At 70.7% G+C, this 17,925-nt stretch carries 17 protein-coding genes; 6 read left to right on the top strand and 11 right to left on the bottom strand.

Annotation, left to right across the window (positions count from 1 at the left end; translation table 11 throughout):
- Window positions 1–333: 333 nt before the first annotated feature.
- Together AC3ETA_RS34835 and AC3ETA_RS34830 are read left to right on the top strand one after the other, a co-directional pair.
- On the top strand, window positions 334–1,554 hold the full coding sequence (locus tag AC3ETA_RS34835) for a trypsin-like serine peptidase (RefSeq protein ID WP_432196890.1): 1,221 nt from the start codon (window positions 334–336) through the stop codon (window positions 1,552–1,554).
- Between the two features lie 314 nt (window positions 1,555–1,868).
- Window positions 1,869–3,101, top strand: coding sequence for a trypsin-like serine peptidase (locus AC3ETA_RS34830; RefSeq protein ID WP_432196889.1), 1,233 nt, complete (start codon window positions 1,869–1,871; stop codon window positions 3,099–3,101).
- Between the two features lie 86 nt (window positions 3,102–3,187).
- Here the strand turns inward: AC3ETA_RS34830 and hflX are convergent, their stop codons facing one another.
- The 6 genes from hflX to miaA form a co-directional block, all read right to left on the bottom strand.
- Window positions 3,188–4,681 carry a GTPase HflX gene (gene hflX / locus AC3ETA_RS34825; RefSeq protein WP_432196888.1) on the bottom strand — a complete coding sequence of 498 codons (1,494 nt, stop codon included), beginning with the start codon at window positions 4,679–4,681 and terminating at the stop codon, window positions 3,188–3,190.
- A gap of 329 nt (window positions 4,682–5,010) precedes the next feature.
- Window positions 5,011–6,645 (bottom strand): M1 family metallopeptidase, encoded by a 1,635-nt coding sequence (locus AC3ETA_RS34820; RefSeq protein ID WP_432196887.1) that lies wholly within the window; start codon window positions 6,643–6,645, stop codon window positions 5,011–5,013.
- 129 nt (window positions 6,646–6,774) lie between these two features.
- On the bottom strand, window positions 6,775–8,946 hold the full coding sequence (locus tag AC3ETA_RS34815; RefSeq protein WP_432196886.1) for a RelA/SpoT family protein: 2,172 nt from the start codon (window positions 8,944–8,946) through the stop codon (window positions 6,775–6,777).
- Between the two features lie 298 nt (window positions 8,947–9,244).
- Window positions 9,245–10,120: a diaminopimelate epimerase gene (gene dapF, locus AC3ETA_RS34810; protein ID WP_432196885.1), complete on the bottom strand. Its 876-nt coding sequence runs from the start codon at window positions 10,118–10,120 to the stop codon at window positions 9,245–9,247.
- A 110-nt stretch (window positions 10,121–10,230) separates the two neighbouring features.
- Window positions 10,231–10,734 (bottom strand): hypothetical protein, encoded by a 504-nt coding sequence (locus tag AC3ETA_RS34805; RefSeq protein ID WP_432196902.1) that lies wholly within the window; start codon window positions 10,732–10,734, stop codon window positions 10,231–10,233.
- Between the two features lie 108 nt (window positions 10,735–10,842).
- Window positions 10,843–11,781 (bottom strand): tRNA (adenosine(37)-N6)-dimethylallyltransferase MiaA, encoded by a 939-nt coding sequence (miaA, locus tag AC3ETA_RS34800; protein WP_432196884.1) that lies wholly within the window; start codon window positions 11,779–11,781, stop codon window positions 10,843–10,845.
- Between the two features lie 181 nt (window positions 11,782–11,962).
- Here miaA and AC3ETA_RS34795 point away from each other — a divergent pair, with 181 nt between their 5' ends.
- Together AC3ETA_RS34795 and AC3ETA_RS34790 are read left to right on the top strand one after the other, a co-directional pair.
- The gene (locus tag AC3ETA_RS34795) at window positions 11,963–12,232 is read left to right on the top strand and encodes a hypothetical protein (protein WP_432196883.1); all 270 of its coding nucleotides are present in this window, start codon (window positions 11,963–11,965) and stop codon (window positions 12,230–12,232) included.
- A 24-nt stretch (window positions 12,233–12,256) separates the two neighbouring features.
- Entirely contained in the window at window positions 12,257–12,526 is a 270-nt protein-coding gene (locus tag AC3ETA_RS34790) for an antitoxin (protein WP_432196882.1), read from the top strand.
- Window positions 12,527–12,605: 79 nt separating this feature from the next.
- Here the strand turns inward: AC3ETA_RS34790 and AC3ETA_RS34785 are convergent, their stop codons facing one another.
- The 4 genes from AC3ETA_RS34785 to AC3ETA_RS34770 all read right to left on the bottom strand — a co-directional run bounded on the left by AC3ETA_RS34785 (window position 12,606) and on the right by AC3ETA_RS34770 (window position 15,778).
- Window positions 12,606–13,328 carry a class III extradiol dioxygenase subunit B-like domain-containing protein gene (locus AC3ETA_RS34785; protein WP_432196881.1) on the bottom strand — a complete coding sequence of 241 codons (723 nt, stop codon included), beginning with the start codon at window positions 13,326–13,328 and terminating at the stop codon, window positions 12,606–12,608.
- Window positions 13,329–13,338: 10 nt separating this feature from the next.
- Complete coding sequence (locus AC3ETA_RS34780) at window positions 13,339–13,629, bottom strand: hypothetical protein (protein ID WP_432196880.1); 291 nt, start codon at window positions 13,627–13,629, stop codon at window positions 13,339–13,341.
- A 72-nt stretch (window positions 13,630–13,701) separates the two neighbouring features.
- A complete protein-coding gene (miaB, locus tag AC3ETA_RS34775) occupies window positions 13,702–15,228 on the bottom strand; it encodes a tRNA (N6-isopentenyl adenosine(37)-C2)-methylthiotransferase MiaB (RefSeq protein WP_432196879.1) in 1,527 nt (508 codons plus the stop codon).
- A 70-nt stretch (window positions 15,229–15,298) separates the two neighbouring features.
- Window positions 15,299–15,778, bottom strand: a complete 480-nt coding sequence (locus AC3ETA_RS34770; protein WP_432196878.1) for a MarR family winged helix-turn-helix transcriptional regulator — start codon at window positions 15,776–15,778, stop codon at window positions 15,299–15,301.
- Window positions 15,779–15,943: 165 nt separating this feature from the next.
- Between AC3ETA_RS34770 and AC3ETA_RS34765 the strand changes: the two genes are divergently transcribed.
- Window positions 15,944–16,636, top strand: a complete 693-nt coding sequence (locus tag AC3ETA_RS34765) for a GTP cyclohydrolase II (RefSeq protein WP_432196877.1) — start codon at window positions 15,944–15,946, stop codon at window positions 16,634–16,636.
- Window positions 16,637–16,682: 46 nt separating this feature from the next.
- Window positions 16,683–16,997: a DUF2218 domain-containing protein gene (locus tag AC3ETA_RS34760; protein ID WP_432196876.1), complete on the top strand. Its 315-nt coding sequence runs from the start codon at window positions 16,683–16,685 to the stop codon at window positions 16,995–16,997.
- A gap of 425 nt (window positions 16,998–17,422) precedes the next feature.
- Here the strand turns inward: AC3ETA_RS34760 and AC3ETA_RS34755 are convergent, their stop codons facing one another.
- Window positions 17,423–17,827, bottom strand: coding sequence for a pyrophosphohydrolase domain-containing protein (locus AC3ETA_RS34755; protein WP_432196875.1), 405 nt, complete (start codon window positions 17,825–17,827; stop codon window positions 17,423–17,425).
- Between the last annotated feature and the right edge of the window lie 98 nt (window positions 17,828–17,925).

The following is a 17,925-nucleotide window of genomic DNA, read 5'->3' as shown; positions in this document are numbered from 1 at the left end:
CCACCACATCAGCCCACCGCACCGTCACGAACCTCGCGGTGGCATGCGCCTCACAAGACACCCCCACCCGACAAGACCACGCCCGACAAAACCGGACCAGGCATACTTCAAATCGGCGTCCCCCACGACAAGTTGCCTGTTCAGACGGCCCGTAGCGAAACCGTTGCCGTTCCGTCGGAACTCACCCACAGCGAGCGCATAGTGTGTGAGGCCGTCCCAACGCGCCGTGACAGCACGCAGGATCAGCGAGCGATCAGCAAGGGATCGGCAAGCGATCGGCGAAAGCCTCACGGCTGCGGCACCACGAACCGTCACCTCAGGGGGAGACAGATCATGCGATCGATACGGCCGTCGTTCACCGCCCGTCGAGGGAGGAGTGCGCGCCGCAGAACCTCCCCGCTGCCCCTGGTCGCGCTCGCCGCGGCGCTGACGCTCACCGTCACAGCCTGCGAGTCGGGCGACGCCGATGCGGGTGGCGAGGCCGGTGCGTCCGCCGCGGCCGGCGGCGAGGGCAAGATCACGATCCCGGACGACATCAAGGACAAGCTCAAGGAACACGGGATCGATCTCGACAAGTGGAAGGACGGCGCCTGGAAGAACTGGGACCGGGACGACTGGCTGCGCGAGGCCAAGGACTACATCAACCCGATCATCGAGGGCCTGTGGGACCCGGATCGTATGCGCGACGCCGAGGACCCGGACCGGGGCGTCGACGACAGCGACCTCTCCGGTGACCAGGGTGTGACCGACCCGACGCCACAGCCCGTGGACGCGCAGGCCGTGTCGCCCACGTACCACGCCAACGCCCCCGAGGCGGGCAAGGTGTTCTTCGACTCCCCCGAAGGCACGATGGTCTGCTCGGCGACGGTCGTACAGGACCCGGCCAACCCCGGCAAGTCCAACATGGTGTGGACGGCGGGCCACTGCGTGCACGCCGGCAAGAGCGGCGGCTGGTACCGCAACATCGCGTTCGTACCGTCGTACAACGACAAGGCCATGAGTACGGCCGCGATGGAGAACGCCACCAAGGAGCAGGCGGCCCCGTACGGCGTCTGGTGGGCGGACTGGGTGCAGACCTCGGACCAGTGGATCGCTCAGGGCGGTCCGACGGGCGGGGACGGCGCGCCGTACGACTTCGCCGTACTGCATGTGAAGCCGGAGGCGGGCGGCAACGGCAGGTCCCTGGAAGAGACGGTCGGTTCGGCCCTTCCCGTGAACTTCAACGCGCCGGCTGTCCCCGACGTGGACAGCATCAAGGCCGTCGGTTACCCGGCTGCCGCGCCGTTCGACGGTCAGAAGCTGTACCAGTGCCAGGACCAGCCGGGCCGGCTGTCGCTCAGGGCGTCCGACCCGACCATGTACCGCATCGGCTGCACGATGACCGGCGGTTCGTCCGGTGGCGGCTGGATCGCGACGGGCTCGAACGGCAAGCCGGCGCTGGTGTCGAACACCTCGATCGGCCCGGTGGACGCGGGCTGGCTGGCGGGTCCGCGGCTGGGCAAGGAGGCCAAGTCCGTCTTCGACGGGGTGAGCGAGAAGTTCACCGGTCAGTGACGCACGCCGAAGCACGGAGTTGACAGCGACGGCGGCGGTGGCACGGTGAGGGGAACCGTCACCTGGAACCATTGCCAGAGAACCATTGCCGGAGGCCCCATAGCAGGGGGAACCCGGTGCCGGGGAGGAAGCGTCACCAGGGTGAAACCTTCACCGCCCCGTCGCCGTTCGCTCTCAACTCCACGGGCATAGTGGAATGTCGCGTCCGGGGGGCCGCGCTGAGATGGCAGTCGGCCCCTGAGAGGGGCGAGCAAGCACCTGACGTCACGGCGCCCATTCGCAGGGACCACGCTTCAACGGGGGGTTACCGCACCATGCGTTCCACGCGTTCCGCACCATCGCCCGCAGTTCCAGATCGCAGGCGGCGTTCCGTTCTCGCCGCCACCGGCCTCGTCGCCGCGCTGGCGCTGGCCGCGACCGCCTGCGGCGGCTCCGCCGACGACCCGGCGAGCGACAAGGCCGACGCAGCCGCCTCCCAGGCCGCCGGGGCCGGTGACTCCGGCAACACCGGCGACGGCGAGATCCAGATCCCGTCCGAGATCGCGGACAAGCTCAAGGAGCACGGGATCGACGTCGACAGGTGGAAGGACGGCGCCTGGAAGGACTGGGACCAGGACAAGTGGCTCAGCGAGGCCGAGGACTTCGTCAACCCGGTCATCGAGGGCCTGTGGAAGCCTGATCGCATGCAGTCCGCGAAGGAGGCCAACAAGACGGTCACCACGCAGGACGCCGCCGCCGACCAGGGCGTGAGCGATCCGGAGCCGGCGCCCGTCCAGGCCACGGCCGAGAAGACGCCGTACCACGAGAACGCCGCGCCCGTCGGCAAGGTCTTCTTCGACACCCCCGACGGCCCGGCCGTCTGTTCCGGCACCGTCGTCAAGGACGTCAACCACCCCGGCAAGTCCAACCTCGTCTGGACGGCGGGCCACTGCGTGCACGCCGGCCAGGGTGGCGGCTGGTACCGCAACATCGCCTTCGTCCCGGCGTACAACGACCTCGGCAAGTCCGAGGCGGAGCTGGGCAATGCCACGCCCACGGAGATCGCCCCCTACGGCAACTGGTGGGCCGACTGGGTCTCGACGTCCAATGAGTGGATCCAGGGCGGCTCGGAGACGGGCGGCGCGGGTGCCACGTACGACTACGCGCTGCTGCATGTGCAGCCGGAGTCCGGCGAGAAGTCCCTGGAGGAGACCACCGGCGCCCTGGGTGTCGACTTCACCGCCCCGTCCGCGACGGAAGTCGACACGATGGGGGCCTGGGGTTACCCGGCGGCACGGCCGTTCAGCGGCCTGAAGATGTTCAAGTGCGTCGACCGTCCGGGCCGCCTCTCGCTGAGCCCGGCGTTGCCGACGATGTACCGGATCGGCTGCACGATGACCGGCGGCTCGTCGGGCGGCGGCTGGTTCCGGGTCGTCAACGGCGACACCAGGCTGGTGTCGAACACCTCGATCGGCCCGGAGGACAACACCTGGCTGGCCGGCCCACAGCTCGGTAGGGGAGCGGAGACGCTGTACCAGAACATGAGCAGGACGTACGGCGGCCGGTGACCCGCAGGCAGTACTGAGCACAGCCGGAAGGCCCGCCCCCTGTGGCAGGGGGCGAGCCTTCGTCTGTTCTGGCTGTTGCGGTCGGCTCAGGCGCTCGGAGCCGGAACGTACGGCGCGAGATCCGCAGCCAGTTCCTCGTGCACCCGCACCTTGAGCAGCGTGCCCTCCGGGGTGTGCTCCTCGGAGATCACCTCGCCCTCGGTGTGAGCACGGGCGACCAGCTTGCCGTGCGTGTACGGCACCAGAGCCTCGATCTCGACGGACGGCCGCGGCAGCTCGTTGTCGATCAGGGCGAGCAGTTCGTCGATGCCCTTGCCCGTGCGCGCCGAGACCGCGATGGAGCGGGTCTCGATCCGCATCAGGCGCTGGAGCGTCAGCGGGTCGGCCGCGTCCGCCTTGTTGATCACGACGATCTCGGGTACGTCGATCGCGCCGACGTCCCTGATCACCTCGCGCACGGCGGCCAGCTGCTCCTCCGGGTTCGGGTGCGAGCCGTCCACCACGTGCAGGATCAGGTCGGACTCGCCGACCTCCTCCATGGTGGAGCGGAACGCCTCGACCAGGTGGTGCGGCAGATGCCGTACAAAACCGACCGTGTCGGCCAGCGTGTACAGGCGGCCGCTCGGGGTCTCGGCCCGGCGCACGGTCGGGTCCAGGGTCGCGAACAGGGCGTTCTCGACCAGGACGCCGGCGCCGGTGAGGCGGTTGAGCAGGGACGACTTGCCGGCGTTGGTGTAGCCGGCGATGGCGACCGAGGGCACCTTGTGGCGCTTGCGCTCCTGACGCTTGATCTCGCGGCCGGTCTTCATGTCCGCGATCTCCCGGCGCATCTTCGCCATCTTCTCGCGGATCCGTCGCCGGTCCGTCTCGATCTTGGTCTCACCGGGACCACGGGTGGCGAGGCCGCCGCCCTTGCCGCCGCCCATCTGCCGGGACAGCGACTGACCCCAGCCGCGGAGCCTCGGCAGCATGTACTGCATCTGTGCGAGCGCGACCTGCGCCTTGCCCTCTCGCGACTTGGCGTGCTGGGCGAAGATGTCGAGGATCAGCGCCGTGCGGTCGATGACCTTGACCTTGACGACGTCCTCGAGGTGGATGAGCTGGCCCGGGCTGAGCTCACCGTCGCAGATGACGGTGTCGGCGCCGGACTCCAGCACGATGTCCCGGAGCTCGTAGGCCTTGCCGGAGCCGATGTAGGTGGCCGCGTCGGGCTTGTCGCGACGCTGGATCACGCCGTCGAGCACGAGCGCACCCGCGGTCTCGGCGAGGGCGGCGAGCTCCGTCAGCGAGTTCTCCGCGTCCTGCGCGGTCCCCGAGGTCCAGACGCCGACGAGCACGACCCGCTCCAGTCGGAGCTGGCGGTACTCGACCTCGGTGACGTCCTCGAGCTCGGTGGAGAGGCCCGCCACACGGCGCAGAGCCGCACGCTCGGAGCGGTCGTACTGATCGCCGTCCCGCTCTCCGTCGATCTCGTGGCTCCAGGCGACGTCCTCTTCCATCAGGGCATCGGCCCGACGGCCGTCGGCATAGGTCTGCGCGAAACGCTGCGTGTCCTGGGAAAAGGAAGAAGAGGAGGTCATTGGGTCCTTACGTCGATCGGGAATCCGGTTACGGCGACGGTGGCAGCGGCGCCGCGGAACGAATCCGTGGCACCTGGAACCTGTTCCGCCACTGCTCACAACGCACGAGCGCCCCGGGAGATTCCCGCGGGCCGTGCCGCGCCGACCCGATGATGGTCGCACGGCACGGCCCGTCTCGTCACCGCCTTATTCCCCGACCGGTCCTGCCTCCCGGCCCCGTACGGGCCCTGCATCCCGGTCCGGCCCCGTCCGGCCCCGTCCAGTCCCGTCCCGTCCAGTCCGGCCCCGTCCAGTCCCGTCCAGTCCGGTCCGTCCAGTCCAGTCCGGTCCTACTTACCGGTCGCCCTGCCGGCGTTCTTGCCGGCGGCCTTAGCGGCACCCTTGCCGACGGCCTTGCCGCCGCTCTTGCCGCCGCTCTTGCCGGCCGTCTTGTGCGCCGCCGTCTTGCCCGCGGCCGTCTTGTGCGTCTTCTTGACCGCCTTCGCCGGGTCCACGGACTTCCACTCCGGCTCACCGGGCATCGGCGGGGTCTTCGTGCCGTACAGCCACGGGTGCATGAACCCGTCGAGCCGGCGTCCTGAGACCTCCTCCGCGAGGGCGACGAAGTCCGCGGTCGAGGCGGATGCGTCGCGGTAGCGGCTCACCCACAGGCGTTCCAGCCTCTGGAAGGCCGGTGCGCCGATCTCCTGGCGCAGGGCGTACAGCACCAGGGCCGCGCCGTCGTAGACGTTGGGCCGGAAGATCCCGTTCTTCTTGCCGGGCGCGGGCGCCTTGGGCGCCGCGGGCGGTCCACCGGCGGCGCGCCAGCGGTCGGACGCGGCGTACGCGGCCTTCATCCGGGTCTCGAACGGCCGGTCCGCCTTCTCCGCCGCGTACAGGGCCTCGTACCAGGTGGCGTGCCCTTCGCTGAGCCACAGGTCGGACCAGGTCCGCGGGCTGACGCTGTCGCCGAACCACTGGTGGGCCAGCTCATGCACCATGATCGACTCGACGTACCACTGCGGGAACGCGGACTGCGTGAAGAGTTCCCGCTCGAACAGGGACAGGGTCTGCGTCTCCAGCTCGAAGCCCGTGGTGGCGTGGGCCATGAGCAGGCCGTACGTCTCGAACGGGTACCGTCCGACCTTCTTCTCCATCCAGGCGATGTGGCCGGGGGTCTTCTTCAGCCAGGGTTCGAGGCGCTCGCGGTCCTCGGTGGCCACCACGTCCCGTACGGGCAGTCCGTGCGGTCCCTCGCGGTGCACGACCTTGGAGCGGCCGATGGAGACCTGGGCCAGCTCGGTGGCCATGGGGTGACGGGTCCGGTACGTCCACGTCGTCGAGCCGCCCGCGCGGTCCACGTCGGTCGGCAGGCCGTTGGCGACGGCGGTGTAGCCGTTCGGAGCGGTGACCCGGATGGTGAACAGGGCCTTGTCGGAGGGGTGGTCGTTGCACGGGAACACCACGTGCGCGGCGTCGGCCTGGTTGGCCATGGCCAGCCCGTCCGCGGTCCGCACCCAGCCTCCCTCGCGCTCCTTGCCGTAGACGGGGTCGCTGGTGTGCCGCACGGTGATCCGCATCCAGCTGCCGTCGGGCAGCGGCTGCCCGGGCGTGACCACGAGGTCCTCACCGGCGCTGCGGAACGACGCGGGCTCCCCGTCGACCTCGACGGAGTCGACCTTGCCGTGAGCGAAGTCCAGATTGACGCGCTCCAGGTCCTCGGTCGTCCAGGCGTCGATGGTGGTGACGGCTTGGAGGGGCTTGTCGTTGGTGCCGGGATAGGTGAAGGACAGGTCGTACGACGCCACGTCGTAGCCGGGGTTGCCCAGATACGGGTAGAGACGGTCACCGACGCCCAGGGGCGTGGCGGGGGCACCGGCGGCGAGCAGGCAGAGGGAGACGGCGCCGGCGAGCATCGCGGGCACCTTGAGACGCCGGCGTGGACGGGCAGCGCGCTGAGCCTTGTTGCGGGGGTTGAGCAGCATGGACCAGGGCTATCAGCGCACCAGCAGAGGACGTCGACGACGCGCGACCGCCACACTCGAACGGGTAGGTCAGGTGGGTGCACGCCTGGAACGCGCCTATCGACCCGCCGCACGCCGTGTCGCGCGCCTTCACGCCCCCTGCGTCTGCGGCTGGGCCCTGCTGACGTCGTACACACCGCCCACATTGCGCATGGCCCGCATGAGGCCCGGAAGCAGTGCGGCGTCGGGCAGTTGGACCGTGTACGTGTGACGCACCCGCTGCTGCGACGGAGGCTCGACCGTCGCCGAGACGATTTCCGCGCCCTCCTGGGCCATCGCTTCGGTGAGGTCGGCCAGGAGATGCGGGCGAACGAACGATTCGGCGACCAGGGTGACCCGACACTCCGCGGTCTCTCCCCAGTACACGTCGATCTCCGCCCGCCCCGCGCTCTTCATGCGCGCCACCGCGGCGCACTCGACGCGATGGACCGTCACCGCTCCCCCGCGCACGGAGAATGCGGTGACCTCGTCGGGCGGCACGGGCGTACAGCAGCCGGCGAGGCGCACGCTCGCACCGGGCCGGTCGACCGTGACGTTGGCGGCGGAACGGCCGGCCGGGCGCACGACCGTGCCCTCCCCGGCGGACGCCGCACTCGCGGGCCCGTCCGACTCGCCCCGGAAGGCCACCTCGGCATCCTTGGGTTCCGCGGCCGTGTGCGCGGGATGCGCGGCCAGCCACCGCTGGATGGCGATCCGCGCGGCGGGCGTGTGGGCGTGCTCCAGCCACTCCCTGGAGGGCTCCGAGGCCGGATCCTGCCCCATGAGCAGCTGAACGGTGTCGCCGTCGCGCAGCACCGTGCTGAGGGTCGCCAGTCGCCCGTTGACGCGGGCCCCGATGCACGCGTGCGCGTCCTCGCCGTACTGGGCGTAGGCGGCGTCCACGCAGGTCGCGCCCTCGGGCAGCCCCAGGGTGCCGCCGTCGGGCCGGAAGACGGTGATCTCGCGGTCCTGGGCGAGGTCCTCGCGCAGCGTGGACCAGAAGGTGTCCGGATCCGGCGCCGCTTCCTGCCAGTCGAGGAGCCTGGACAGCCAGCCGGGCCGTGTCGGGTCGGCGCGCTCACCGTCACCGGCGACGGCCTGCTCCTCCGCGGAGGGCGCGTAGGGATTGCCGAGCGCGACGACGCCGGCCTCCGCGACCTTGTGCATCTGGTGGGTGCGGATGAGGACTTCGGTGACCTGCCCGTCCTCACGGGCGACTGCGGTGTGCAGCGACTGGTACAGGTTGAACTTGGGTACCGCGATGAAGTCCTTGAACTCCGAGACGACGGGCGTCAGACAGGTGTGCAGTTCGCCCAGTACGCCGTAGCAGTCGGCGTCCTCGCTCACCAGCACCAGCAGCCGCCCGAAGTCGGCGCCGCGCAGCCGACCGCGCTTGCGGGACACCCGGTGCACGGAGACGAAGTGCCGTGGCCGGATGAGGACTTCCGCCTGGATGTCGGCGTCGCGCAGGACGGCCCGCATCCGCTCGGCCGTCTCCGCGAGCGGATCGTCCTCGCGGGAGGCGTTCTCGACGATCAACTCTCTTGTGTGCTCGTACTCCTCGGGATGCAGGATCGCGAAGACGAGGTCCTCCAGCTCCGTCTTGAGCGCCTGGACGCCGAGCCGCTCGGCGAGCGGGATGAGCACGTCACGGGTGACCTTGGCGATGCGCGCCTGTTTCTCGGGGCGCATGACGCCGAGCGTGCGCATGTTGTGCAGCCGGTCGGCGAGTTTGATCGACATCACGCGGACGTCGTTGCCGGTGGCGACGAGCATCTTGCGGAAGGTCTCGGGCTCGGCGGCGGCGCCGTAGTCGACCTTCTCCAGCTTGGTGACGCCGTCGACCAGGAAGCGCACCTCCGCGCCGAACTCCTCGCCGACCTGGTCGAGGGTCACATCGGTGTCCTCGACGGTGTCGTGCAGCAGAGAGGCCGTCAAGGTGGTGGTCTCGGCTCCGAGTTCGGCGAGGATCAGGGTCACTGCGAGGGGATGCGTGATGTACGGCTCGCCGCTCTTGCGCATCTGGCCGCGGTGCGAGGACTCGGCCAGCACATAGGCGCGGCGCAGCGGTTCGAGGTCCGCGTCGGTGTGGTGTGCCCGGTGGGCGTCGACGACATGGCCGATCGCGTCGGGCAGCCGGTCGCGTGAGGCGGGGCCGAGCAGCGCCGCCCGGCCGAGGCGGCGCAGGTCGAGGCGGGCACGGGCCTTCCTGCGTGGCACGGCAGGCGGGACAGGGCCTGCTACCGGGCCTGGCGTCGCGGAATTCGTTGCCTCCGCACTCATGGGCACCTCCGGCTGCGTTAACCGGCGGACGGGGTACCCCATGGCGGACACGGCTCAGGGGATGGCGGCTTGTCCCCCGTCCGGGCCGGTGCTTGATGCTACCGAGCCCACCACGTGCGACTGACCGCCTCTCGCCGAGCGTGAAACGGATCACCCATTCGAGCGAGGGTTTGCAGGTTTACGATTTTGCGCCACGCGACCAGCCGGGCTTCGCGTTTTCCAACCCTTTCGGGGCGTCAGAACCGCTACTCCGCATCCGCAGGCACTCCACGGCCCGCCATCCCAGAGCCCGAGCGGTTCAGCGAGCGATGGTTTCCAGCCAGTCCGCCTCGAGCTCGCCCTCGGCCACGATCACCGCGGGACCGGTCATCTCGATCTCGCCGTCGGGCCGCTCGGTGATCACCAGGGTGCCGCCGGGCACGTCGACGGTGTACGTCGCGGGGGCGCCGGTCACCGCCGGGTCGGTGCCGTCCCGGCGCGCGGTGGCCACGGCGACGGCGCACGCGCCCGTGCCGCAGGACCGGGTCTCGCCGGAGCCGCGCTCGTGCACGCGCAGGGCGACATGCCGGGGTCCGCGGTCGACCACGAACTCGACGTTGACCCCGTCCGGGTAGGCCGAGGCCGGGCTGAAGGGCGGCGGGGAGTACAGATCGCCGGCGTGCGTGAGGTCGTCCACGAAGGCGACCGCGTGCGGGTTGCCCATGTTCACGTTGCGCGCGGGCCAGCTGCGCTCGCCGACGCTCACCGTCACGTCCCCTTCAGGCAGCCGGGCCTTGCCCATGCCGACGGTGATGTCGCCGTCCTTGGCGATGTGCACGGTCTTCACGCCGCCGCGCGTGGCGATCGCGAGGTCGCCCTCGGTGGTGTGACCGGCGCGCTGGAGGTAGCGGGCGAAGACACGCACGCCGTTGCCGCACATCTCCGCGATCGAGCCGTCGCCGTTGCGGTAGTCCATGAACCACTCGGCCTCGGCCGCCATGCCCTTGGCCTCGGGGTGTGCCGCGGACCGCACCACGTGCAGGAGTCCGTCACCGCCGATGCCGGCGCGGCGGTCGCACAGGGCGGCGACGGCGGCCGGGGACAGCTCGATGACGTTGTCCGGGTCCGGGACGATCACGAAGTCGTTCTCGGTGCCGTGACCCTTGAGGAAGGCGATCGGCGTACGCGTGCTCATGCACCGATCGTAAGTGAAGGCGGTTCCTTGCCGTGGGCCGGTGGCGGCCGGAAGCGCTCACGCGGTGGAGCCGCGTATCGGCACAGCTCCGCGCCTGCGTCGGGGCCGCTTCAGCGGAGCCTTGCCACGCGCCACACGGCGAGAACCACGACCGCGGCGACGACCAGGATGTACGCCAGCACCACGCGCCAGTCGGGCCTGCGCCCCGCGCCGCGCTGCGGCAGTCCGGGCCAGGTGTAGCCGACCCGGCGGGCGGCCATCATGCCCCAGCCGGCCGCACAGGAGCAGATCAGGAGCCCCAGCATGGCGATCACGGCCCCGCTGTCGCCGAAGTCGAAGGCCAGCGGGAAGGCGAACATCAGGGAGCCGACCGCGGCGAGGCCCACGATGGGCGCGAGCTGCCAGATGCGCAGCCTGCGCTGCGGGCGCAGCTCGACCTCGACCTCGGGACCGCTCGCGTACATCTCCTCGGGCTCGGGACCGTCGTCGGTGACGCCACCCTCGGTCTCGTCGGGCCCGTCCGGGCTCAGACGGTCGCCGTCCGGTTCCCGCTCACCCGTGTCAGTGGTGACGTTCTCGGTGCTTTGTGCGGTGTCGCGAGGGCCGGCCTCCATCGCCACGCGCCCTCCCAACTCGGACTCCACTTGGTCGATCGAAGCTCGATGATGGCATGGCGCCGGAGGCCGGAACGGCGGCCGGAGCGTCCCGATGCCATCACGTGATCAGGCTGTAACCGGTCGTTCGACCAACGCCAGTGCGAGATGCGGAAGTTCTGTGAGATCTGCCGCAGCCCCACTGAGCCAGTGCACCCGCGGGTCGCGCCTGAACCATGAATCCTGGCGGCGCGCGAAGCGCTTGGTGGCCCGGACCGTCTCGGCTCGCGCCCCTTCGAGGGTGCCCTCACCGGCGAACGCGGCGAGCACCTGCTGGTAGCCGAGCGCGCGCGAGGCCGTACGCCCCTCTCGCAACCCTTGCGCCTCCAGTGCGCGCACTTCCTCCACGAGCCCGGCGTCCCACATCCGGTCGACCCGGCGCGCGATGCGCTCGTCCAGCTCGGGGCGGGCCACATCGACGCCGATCTGGACGGTGTCGTAGACCGAGTCATGGCCGGGGAGGTTGGCGGTGAAGGGCCGGCCGGTGATCTCGATCACTTCGAGGGCCCGGACGATGCGGCGGCCGTTGCTGGGCAGGATCGCGTGCGCGGCCTCGGGGTCGGCGGCGGCCAGCCGGGCGTGCAGCGCCCCGGAGCCGCGCAGCGCGAGCTCCTCCTCCAGGCGGGCCCTGACCTCGGGGTCGGTGCCGGGGAACTCCAGGTTGTCGACGGCCCCGCGGACGTAGAGCCCCGAGCCGCCGACCAGGATCGGCCAGCGCCCTTCGGCGAGCAGGGCGTCGATGCGCTCCCGGGCGAGGCGCTGGTACTCGGCGACGGACGCCGTGACCGTGACGTCCCAGATGTCCAGGAGGTGATGCGGGACTCCCTCGCGCTCCTCGGGCGTCAGTTTGGCGGTGCCGATGTCCATCCCTCGGTAGAGCTGCATGGAGTCGGCGTTGACGACTTCGCCGCCGAGTTGCCGGGCCAGGAAAACACCCAGATCGGACTTTCCGGCCGCTGTGGGACCGACTACGGCGATGACGCGCGGGGCGGGGGGTGCACTGCTCACCGCCCCAGTCTCGCAAACCTCACGGGGTGGCCTCGAACGAGTTACGTGACGGCACACGCGCGAGGTCGTTGCGTGTTGCGAGGTTTTCGCCGCCGGTTTCACGGAGGCGGCCACCGGGGGCGCGATGGGGCGCACCGGACGACGCGGGATTTCGCCCGCACGAGTAACGTATGGAGTGGATATGGGCGTTTTCGCACGGCTTTTCCGGCGGTCGAAGTCCACGGAAGAGGCGTCAACCGTCGAGGTTCAGGCCGACACACCAACGGCGGAGCAGGCGGCGGAGGAGACGGCAGAGGCGAAGGGGTCGGCAGGGGCCGAGGTGGAGAAGGCGGCTCAGCCGACTGCGTCGGAGTCCGTCGAGGCGGACGGTGACGACGGGGTCGAGATCCCCAAGCAGCAGTCCGCCGACGAGGCCGCCGACAGCGAGGCCGGTGAGGGCGCCCGCACGTAACTGCCCCGCGCGGGAAGGTGAACGATGGGTCTGATGGACAATTTGAAAGCCAAACTCGCACCGGCCAAGGACAAGGTCACCGACTTCGCGCACCGGCACGAGGAGCAGGTGCATCACGGTCTCGACCGGGCCGCTCAGGCCGTCGACAAGCGGACCAAGGGCAAGTACAGCGAGAAGATCCACACGGGCACGGGCAAGGCCAAGGGCGCCATGGACCGCATCACTCACAAGAGCGACCACCCGGCGTCCGGCGGCAGCACGCCCCCGTCGGACTCACCCCCGCCGACCACCTGAAACGGCACATCGACGGACGGCCGCGGAGCTTCACGGCTCCCGGCCGTCCGCCGTTTGCGTCTGTGGAGTCGCCCCGGGCCTACGACCAGGTCGCGACCAGGTACCCGACCCCGTACGGCGCGTCCTCGTACAGCAGGGCGCCGGACAGTCCCGCTTCCTCGGCGGCGCCCGTGAGGACCTGCCAGGGAGCCCGGCCGGATACCTTCAGTTCGTATGCGAGCTCGGTGTCGAGCGCCTTGAGCGCGGCCAGGTCCGCCTTGCCCAGCGCACGCGCGACGGACGCGTCGAAAGGTGCCGCCCGCTCGTCCAGGTAACCGGGAGCCTTGAGCGTGCGGCAGGCGCTGGCGTCGCCCATCACCAGCAGCGCCACCCGCTCGGCCCGGACGGCGACGTCCCTTCCGATTTCAATACACCGCTCGGGCGTCAGAGGTTCCCCCACCACGAGTCCCTCGATCGGGGCATCCGCCCAGCCGGTCCGCTCCAGCAGCCAGGCGGCGACGGCCAGCGAGGTCGGGAGCGGGCGTTCCGACAGCACGGGGTCGCCGGCCCCGGGCCGCCCCAGCCGTACGTCGATGTCCACACCGAAGCCGCCGAAGGTGCCCCGCGTCCCCTCCGCGTACGCGCCGTGCTCGCTCTCGTCGCCCGGTCCCACGACCACGAGCCGGTCCGGCCGGGCGGCCGCGAGCAGGCCCAGCGCGTCCGTGCAGGCGGCACGCGCGGAGTCCAGCTCGGATGCGGCACCCGCGGCGACGCCGGGCACCAGGAGCGGGGGGCAGGGGCAGACTGCGGCGGCGACGAGCATGATCGGGAGCCTACTCCCAGGGTTTCGGCTCCGGGTCGGTGCTCCACACCCGCTCGGCCAGCTGGAACAGGACACGATGGGTGGTCATCAGGCCTTCGACGACCGCGTAGTACGCGTCCCCGTCACCGACCCGGAACACCTCGCGGTGCTTCTGCCGCAGCCCGCTGCGGTGCTTGTGGGTGCAGGCGATCTCGTAGAGGCGGGCGCGGGCCTGATCCCGGGTGCCCTGGAAGCGGGCGGCCTCGTCGTACTGGTACTGATCGCCGTAACCGGACTGCACCACTACAACCCACTGCGCCATGTCCCGCCCCCCTTTTCCCTGTCCGCCCCTGGTCGGGTTTTCCCCGTCCACCCCTGGTCGAGTCGTGTGTTCTCAGTGTGCCGCGCAGCCGCCCGTCGCCGCCGGCAGCGGCTCGGGGACGCCGATCTTCGGGAGGCCGAGCAGGACACCGGCCGGCTCGGCGGCCTCGGCGGTGTTCCGCTTCTCCCAGGCGTCGCCCGCGCGCGTGCGGCGCACGTCGAGGACGGCACCCTCGGCGAGGAGGTGGTGCGGGGCGGCGTAGGTGATCTCGACCGTGACGACGTCGCCGGGACGGATCTCCTGGTCGGGCTTGGTGAAGTGGACCAGGCGGTTGTCGGGGGCGCGGCCGGACAGGCGGTGCGTGGCGCCGTCCTTGCGGCCCTCGCCCTCGGCGACCATCAGCTCCATGGTGCGGCCGACCTGCGCCTTGTTCTCGTCCCAGGAGATCTGCTCCTGGAGGGCGACGAGACGCTCGTAGCGCGCCTGGACGACCTGCTTGGGGATCTGGTCGTCCATGGTCGCGGCCGGGGTGCCGGGGCGCTTGGAGTACTGGAAGGTGAAGGCCTGCGCGAACCGGGCCTCGCGCACGACGTCCAGCGTCTGCTCGAAGTCCTCCTCGGTCTCGCCCGGGAAGCCGACGATGATGTCGGTGGTGATCGCCGCGTGCGGGATGGCCGCGCGGACCTTCTCGATGATCCCCAGGTAGCGCTCCTGGCGGTAGGAGCGGCGCATCGCCTTCAGGACGGTGTCCGAGCCGGACTGGAGCGGCATGTGCAGCTGCGGCATGACGTTCGGTGTCTCGGCCATGGCGGCGATGACGTCGTCCGTGAAGTCGCGCGGGTGCGGCGAGGTGAAGCGGACGCGCTCCAGGCCCTCGATCTTGCCGCAGGCGCGCAGCAGCTTGCTGAAGGCCTCGCGATCGCCGATGTCGGAGCCGTAGGCGTTGACGTTCTGACCGAGCAGCGTGATCTCGGAGACGCCCTCGGCGACCAGGGCCTCGATCTCGGCGAGGATGTCGCCGGTGCGACGGTCCTTCTCCTTGCCGCGCAGGGCCGGGACGATGCAGAAGGTGCAGGTGTTGTTGCAGCCGACGGAGATCGACACCCAGGCCGCGTAGGCGCTCTCGCGCCGGGTCGGCAGCGTGGAGGGGAACGCCTCCAGCGACTCGGCGATCTCGACCTGCGCCTCCTCGGCCACGCGGGCGCGCTCCAGCAGGACCGGCAGCTTGCCGATGTTGTGCGTGCCGAAGACGACGTCCACCCAGGGCGCCTTCTTGACGATGGTGTCGCGGTCCTTCTGCGCGAGACAGCCGCCGACCGCGATCTGCATCCCGGGCCGGCTCGCCTTCTTGGGGGCGAGGTGGCCGAGGTTGCCGTACAGCTTGTTGTCGGCGTTCTCGCGGACCGCGCAGGTGTTGAAGACGACGACGTCGGCGTCGCCGTCGGAGCCCTCGGGCGCGCGCACGTAACCGGCGTCCTCGAGCAGGCCGGACAATCGCTCGGAATCGTGGACGTTCATCTGACACCCGTAGGTGCGCACCTCATAGGTGAGAATTCCGCGGGCTTCCACTGCCGGGCTCCGGTCACTGCTGCTGGTCATGCGTTCAAGGGTAGGCGGTCACCGGAGGCGCCTTGTCCCGAACTCCGGTCCGGCGCCCGGTACCGCGTGATCACTGCCGAGCGGCCCCGGCCTCGCCCTCCTGCATGCGCTGCACGACCTCCCCGAGACCGTCGGCGACGGTGGCGAGCTGCCGTGGCGTCAGGACGTCGATGAGCAGCTTGCGCACGAGGGCGACATGGCCCGGTGCGGCCCGCTCCAGCATCCTGCGGCCGGCGTCGGCGAGGACGGCGTAGACCGCGCGCACGTCGCTCGGACAGGAGCGCCGGGTGACCAGGCCGGCCTTCTCCAGCTGCGTGATCTGGTACGTCAGGCCGCTCTTGGTGTTGAGGAGCGCGTCGGCGAGGCCGCTCATGCGCATTTCGCGGTTCTCGGCGGCGGCGAGGCGCACCAGGATCTCGTACTGGAGGTGCGTGATCCCGACGTCGTCCTTGAGCTGCTGGTCCAGCCGGCGGTTGACGAGCGCCCCCGCGGCCACGAAGGCCTGCCAGGCGCGCATCTCTTCCTCGTCCAGCCACTGGGGTTCGGCCATGCGTCCACGTTAGCGCGATGGTTCAAATTCGAACCCCGGGGTCGGGTACGGCCGCCGGATGTGACCGGTGCAACACCGAACAGGTTGCTCAAAATTTGAAACTTCACGCTAGGGTCGAGCCATCGAGGTTCAAATTTGAACCTGCCGACCCTCGAAGGAGCACTCATGGACGCCGCCCCCGCAGCAGGTCACACCAGCTCCTCCGGCCCCTCCGCCGTCGCCTCGATACGCACCCGCGTGACCATCCCGCTCCGCTTCCCCGACGGCTACGAGGTCACCGCCGACGCGGTGACCTTCCACGGCCTGGCGGACGGCGAGGAGCATGTGGCGCTGGTCCTCGGCGATCCCACGGCCGCGCCCGCGCCGCTGGTGCGGCTGCACTCGGAGTGCCTGACCGGGGACGTCTTCGGCTCGGCCCGCTGCGACTGCGGTCCGCAGCTGCGCGAGGCGGTGGAGCGCATCGCGGCCACCGGCGGCGTCCTGCTCTACCTGCGCCAGGAGGGCCGCGGCATCGGCCTCTACAACAAGCTCGACGCCTACGCCCTCCAGGACGCCGGTCTGGACACCTACGACGCCAACACCGCGCTGGGCCTGCCCGAGGACGGCCGCGACTACACCGCCGCGGCCCAGATGCTCACCGCCCTCGGCATCGGCGAGCTCGACCTGCTCACCAACAATCCCGACAAGGCGCGGCAGTTGCGCGACCTGGGCGTGCCTGTGCGCTTCGTCCGGCCGACCGGCGTCTTCGCCACCGACAGCAACGTCCGCTATCTGCACGCCAAGGCCGAGCGGACCCACCACACCATCACGCTGCCCGAGCAGGCCGGCCCGGGCACGGTCTCCGCGCTGGCCGGCTGACCGTCCCCGCCCGGCAGGAACGTCCCCGTCACCCGGGAGCACTCCCATGCCCACTTCCCTCGCCCGCGTCGCCACCGACGCCGCCCCGCGCTACGCCAAGCAGCTCGCCTCCCACTTCGGCCGGAAGATCCCGGTCGAGGAGACGCCGGACGGCGGCCACCGCCTCGCCTTCCAGAACACCGAGGTCGCCCTCGAACCCCGGCCCGAGCACCTGCTGATCCGCGTCACGGCGCCCGACGCCTCCACGCAGGCCACAATCCGGGACGTCGTCGCCAGCCACCTCGAACGCTTCGGCCGGCGCAACGAACTGATCGTCGTCTGGGACGAGCCCACTGACCAGGAGAACCCCGCACAGGACTGACGCGCCCTCCCGGCGTCCGAGAGAAGGGCACTGTCACGTGAAGGCCGTCACGATCACCGGCTTCGGGGCCGAGCCGCTCCTCACCGATCTGCCCGTGCCGGAACCGGGACCGGGCGAGCTGCTGGTCCGGCTGCACGCCGCCGCGCTCAACCCCTTCGACTGGAAGGTCGCCGACGGAGCGCTCCAGGGCATGGTCGAGCACGACTTTCCCCTGTTCATGGGCTCGCCCGGCGCCGGACATTCACGCGCCTTCGGCCGCCGGGTGCCGGACGGCTGCGCGCCTTGGTCCGCCAAGCACCCTGCGCCCCGGTCCGCCCGGCGCCGGACACTCACGCGCCTTCGGCCGCCGGGTGCCGGACGGCTGCGCGCCTTGGTCCGCCAAGCACCCTGCGCTCTGCGCCCCGGTCCGCCCGGCGCCGCCGGGGTCATGCGCCTTCGGTCGCCCAGCCCTGGCGGCGCAGCACGCCCGACACGTCCGGTGCCTCGTAGTGCTCGCCCTTGAGGACCTTGCCGTCGGACCGGCGGGCGACCTGGCCGTCGGGGCCCAGCTTGGTCATGTTGGAGCGGTGGATCTCGGCCAGGACGGCGTCGAGGTCGATGCCGTGGACGAGGGCCGTGCCGTACGCGACGTAGACGACGTCCGCCAGCTCGTGCGCGAGCCTGTCGAGCGGGCCGGTCACCGACACCTCGGCGACCTCCGCGGCCTCCTCCGCGAGCAGTTCCCCTCTGTGGGCGGCGAGGTTCACGGACACCTCCGTCGGCGTACTGCGCGCGGCCAGCCCGAAGGCGAGGTGGAATTCACGGACCAGGTCGGCAGGAGAGGAACTCATGCGGCGACTGTAGCGACCGGGTCGGACAGTCCCGGTCGCGGTCCTGATCACGGACGCGGCGCGCCCCTGTGACCTCGGCCCTGGTCAGCACGGCGTTC

The organism is Streptomyces sp. bgisy027 (genome assembly GCF_057710365.1).
The sequence above is the reverse complement of the archived record's forward strand: the minus strand, read 5'-3'. Positions and strand labels throughout refer to the sequence as shown.

Excerpts from the sequence above, each read along its gene's own strand:
- AC3ETA_RS34835 (WP_432196890.1), top strand. The coding sequence starts at position 334 with ATGCGATCGATACGGCCGTCGTTCACCGCCCGTCGAGGGAGGAGTGCG.
- AC3ETA_RS34830 (WP_432196889.1), top strand. The coding sequence starts at position 1,869 with ATGCGTTCCACGCGTTCCGCACCATCGCCCGCAGTTCCAGATCGCAGG.
- hflX (WP_432196888.1), bottom strand. The coding sequence starts at position 4,681 with ATGACCTCCTCTTCTTCCTTTTCCCAGGACACGCAGCGTTTCGCGCAG.
- AC3ETA_RS34820 (WP_432196887.1), bottom strand. The coding sequence starts at position 6,645 with ATGCTGCTCAACCCCCGCAACAAGGCTCAGCGCGCTGCCCGTCCACGC.
- AC3ETA_RS34815 (WP_432196886.1), bottom strand. The coding sequence starts at position 8,946 with ATGAGTGCGGAGGCAACGAATTCCGCGACGCCAGGCCCGGTAGCAGGC.
- dapF (WP_432196885.1), bottom strand. The coding sequence starts at position 10,120 with ATGAGCACGCGTACGCCGATCGCCTTCCTCAAGGGTCACGGCACCGAG.
- AC3ETA_RS34805 (WP_432196902.1), bottom strand. The coding sequence starts at position 10,734 with ATGGAGGCCGGCCCTCGCGACACCGCACAAAGCACCGAGAACGTCACC.
- AC3ETA_RS34795 (WP_432196883.1), top strand. The coding sequence starts at position 11,963 with ATGGGCGTTTTCGCACGGCTTTTCCGGCGGTCGAAGTCCACGGAAGAG.
- AC3ETA_RS34790 (WP_432196882.1), top strand. The coding sequence starts at position 12,257 with ATGGGTCTGATGGACAATTTGAAAGCCAAACTCGCACCGGCCAAGGAC.
- AC3ETA_RS34785 (WP_432196881.1), bottom strand. The coding sequence starts at position 13,328 with ATGCTCGTCGCCGCCGCAGTCTGCCCCTGCCCCCCGCTCCTGGTGCCC.
- AC3ETA_RS34780 (WP_432196880.1), bottom strand. The coding sequence starts at position 13,629 with ATGGCGCAGTGGGTTGTAGTGGTGCAGTCCGGTTACGGCGATCAGTAC.
- miaB (WP_432196879.1), bottom strand. The coding sequence starts at position 15,228 with ATGACCAGCAGCAGTGACCGGAGCCCGGCAGTGGAAGCCCGCGGAATT.
- AC3ETA_RS34770 (WP_432196878.1), bottom strand. The coding sequence starts at position 15,778 with ATGGCCGAACCCCAGTGGCTGGACGAGGAAGAGATGCGCGCCTGGCAG.
- AC3ETA_RS34765 (WP_432196877.1), top strand. The coding sequence starts at position 15,944 with ATGGACGCCGCCCCCGCAGCAGGTCACACCAGCTCCTCCGGCCCCTCC.
- AC3ETA_RS34760 (WP_432196876.1), top strand. The coding sequence starts at position 16,683 with ATGCCCACTTCCCTCGCCCGCGTCGCCACCGACGCCGCCCCGCGCTAC.
- AC3ETA_RS34755 (WP_432196875.1), bottom strand. The coding sequence starts at position 17,827 with ATGAGTTCCTCTCCTGCCGACCTGGTCCGTGAATTCCACCTCGCCTTC.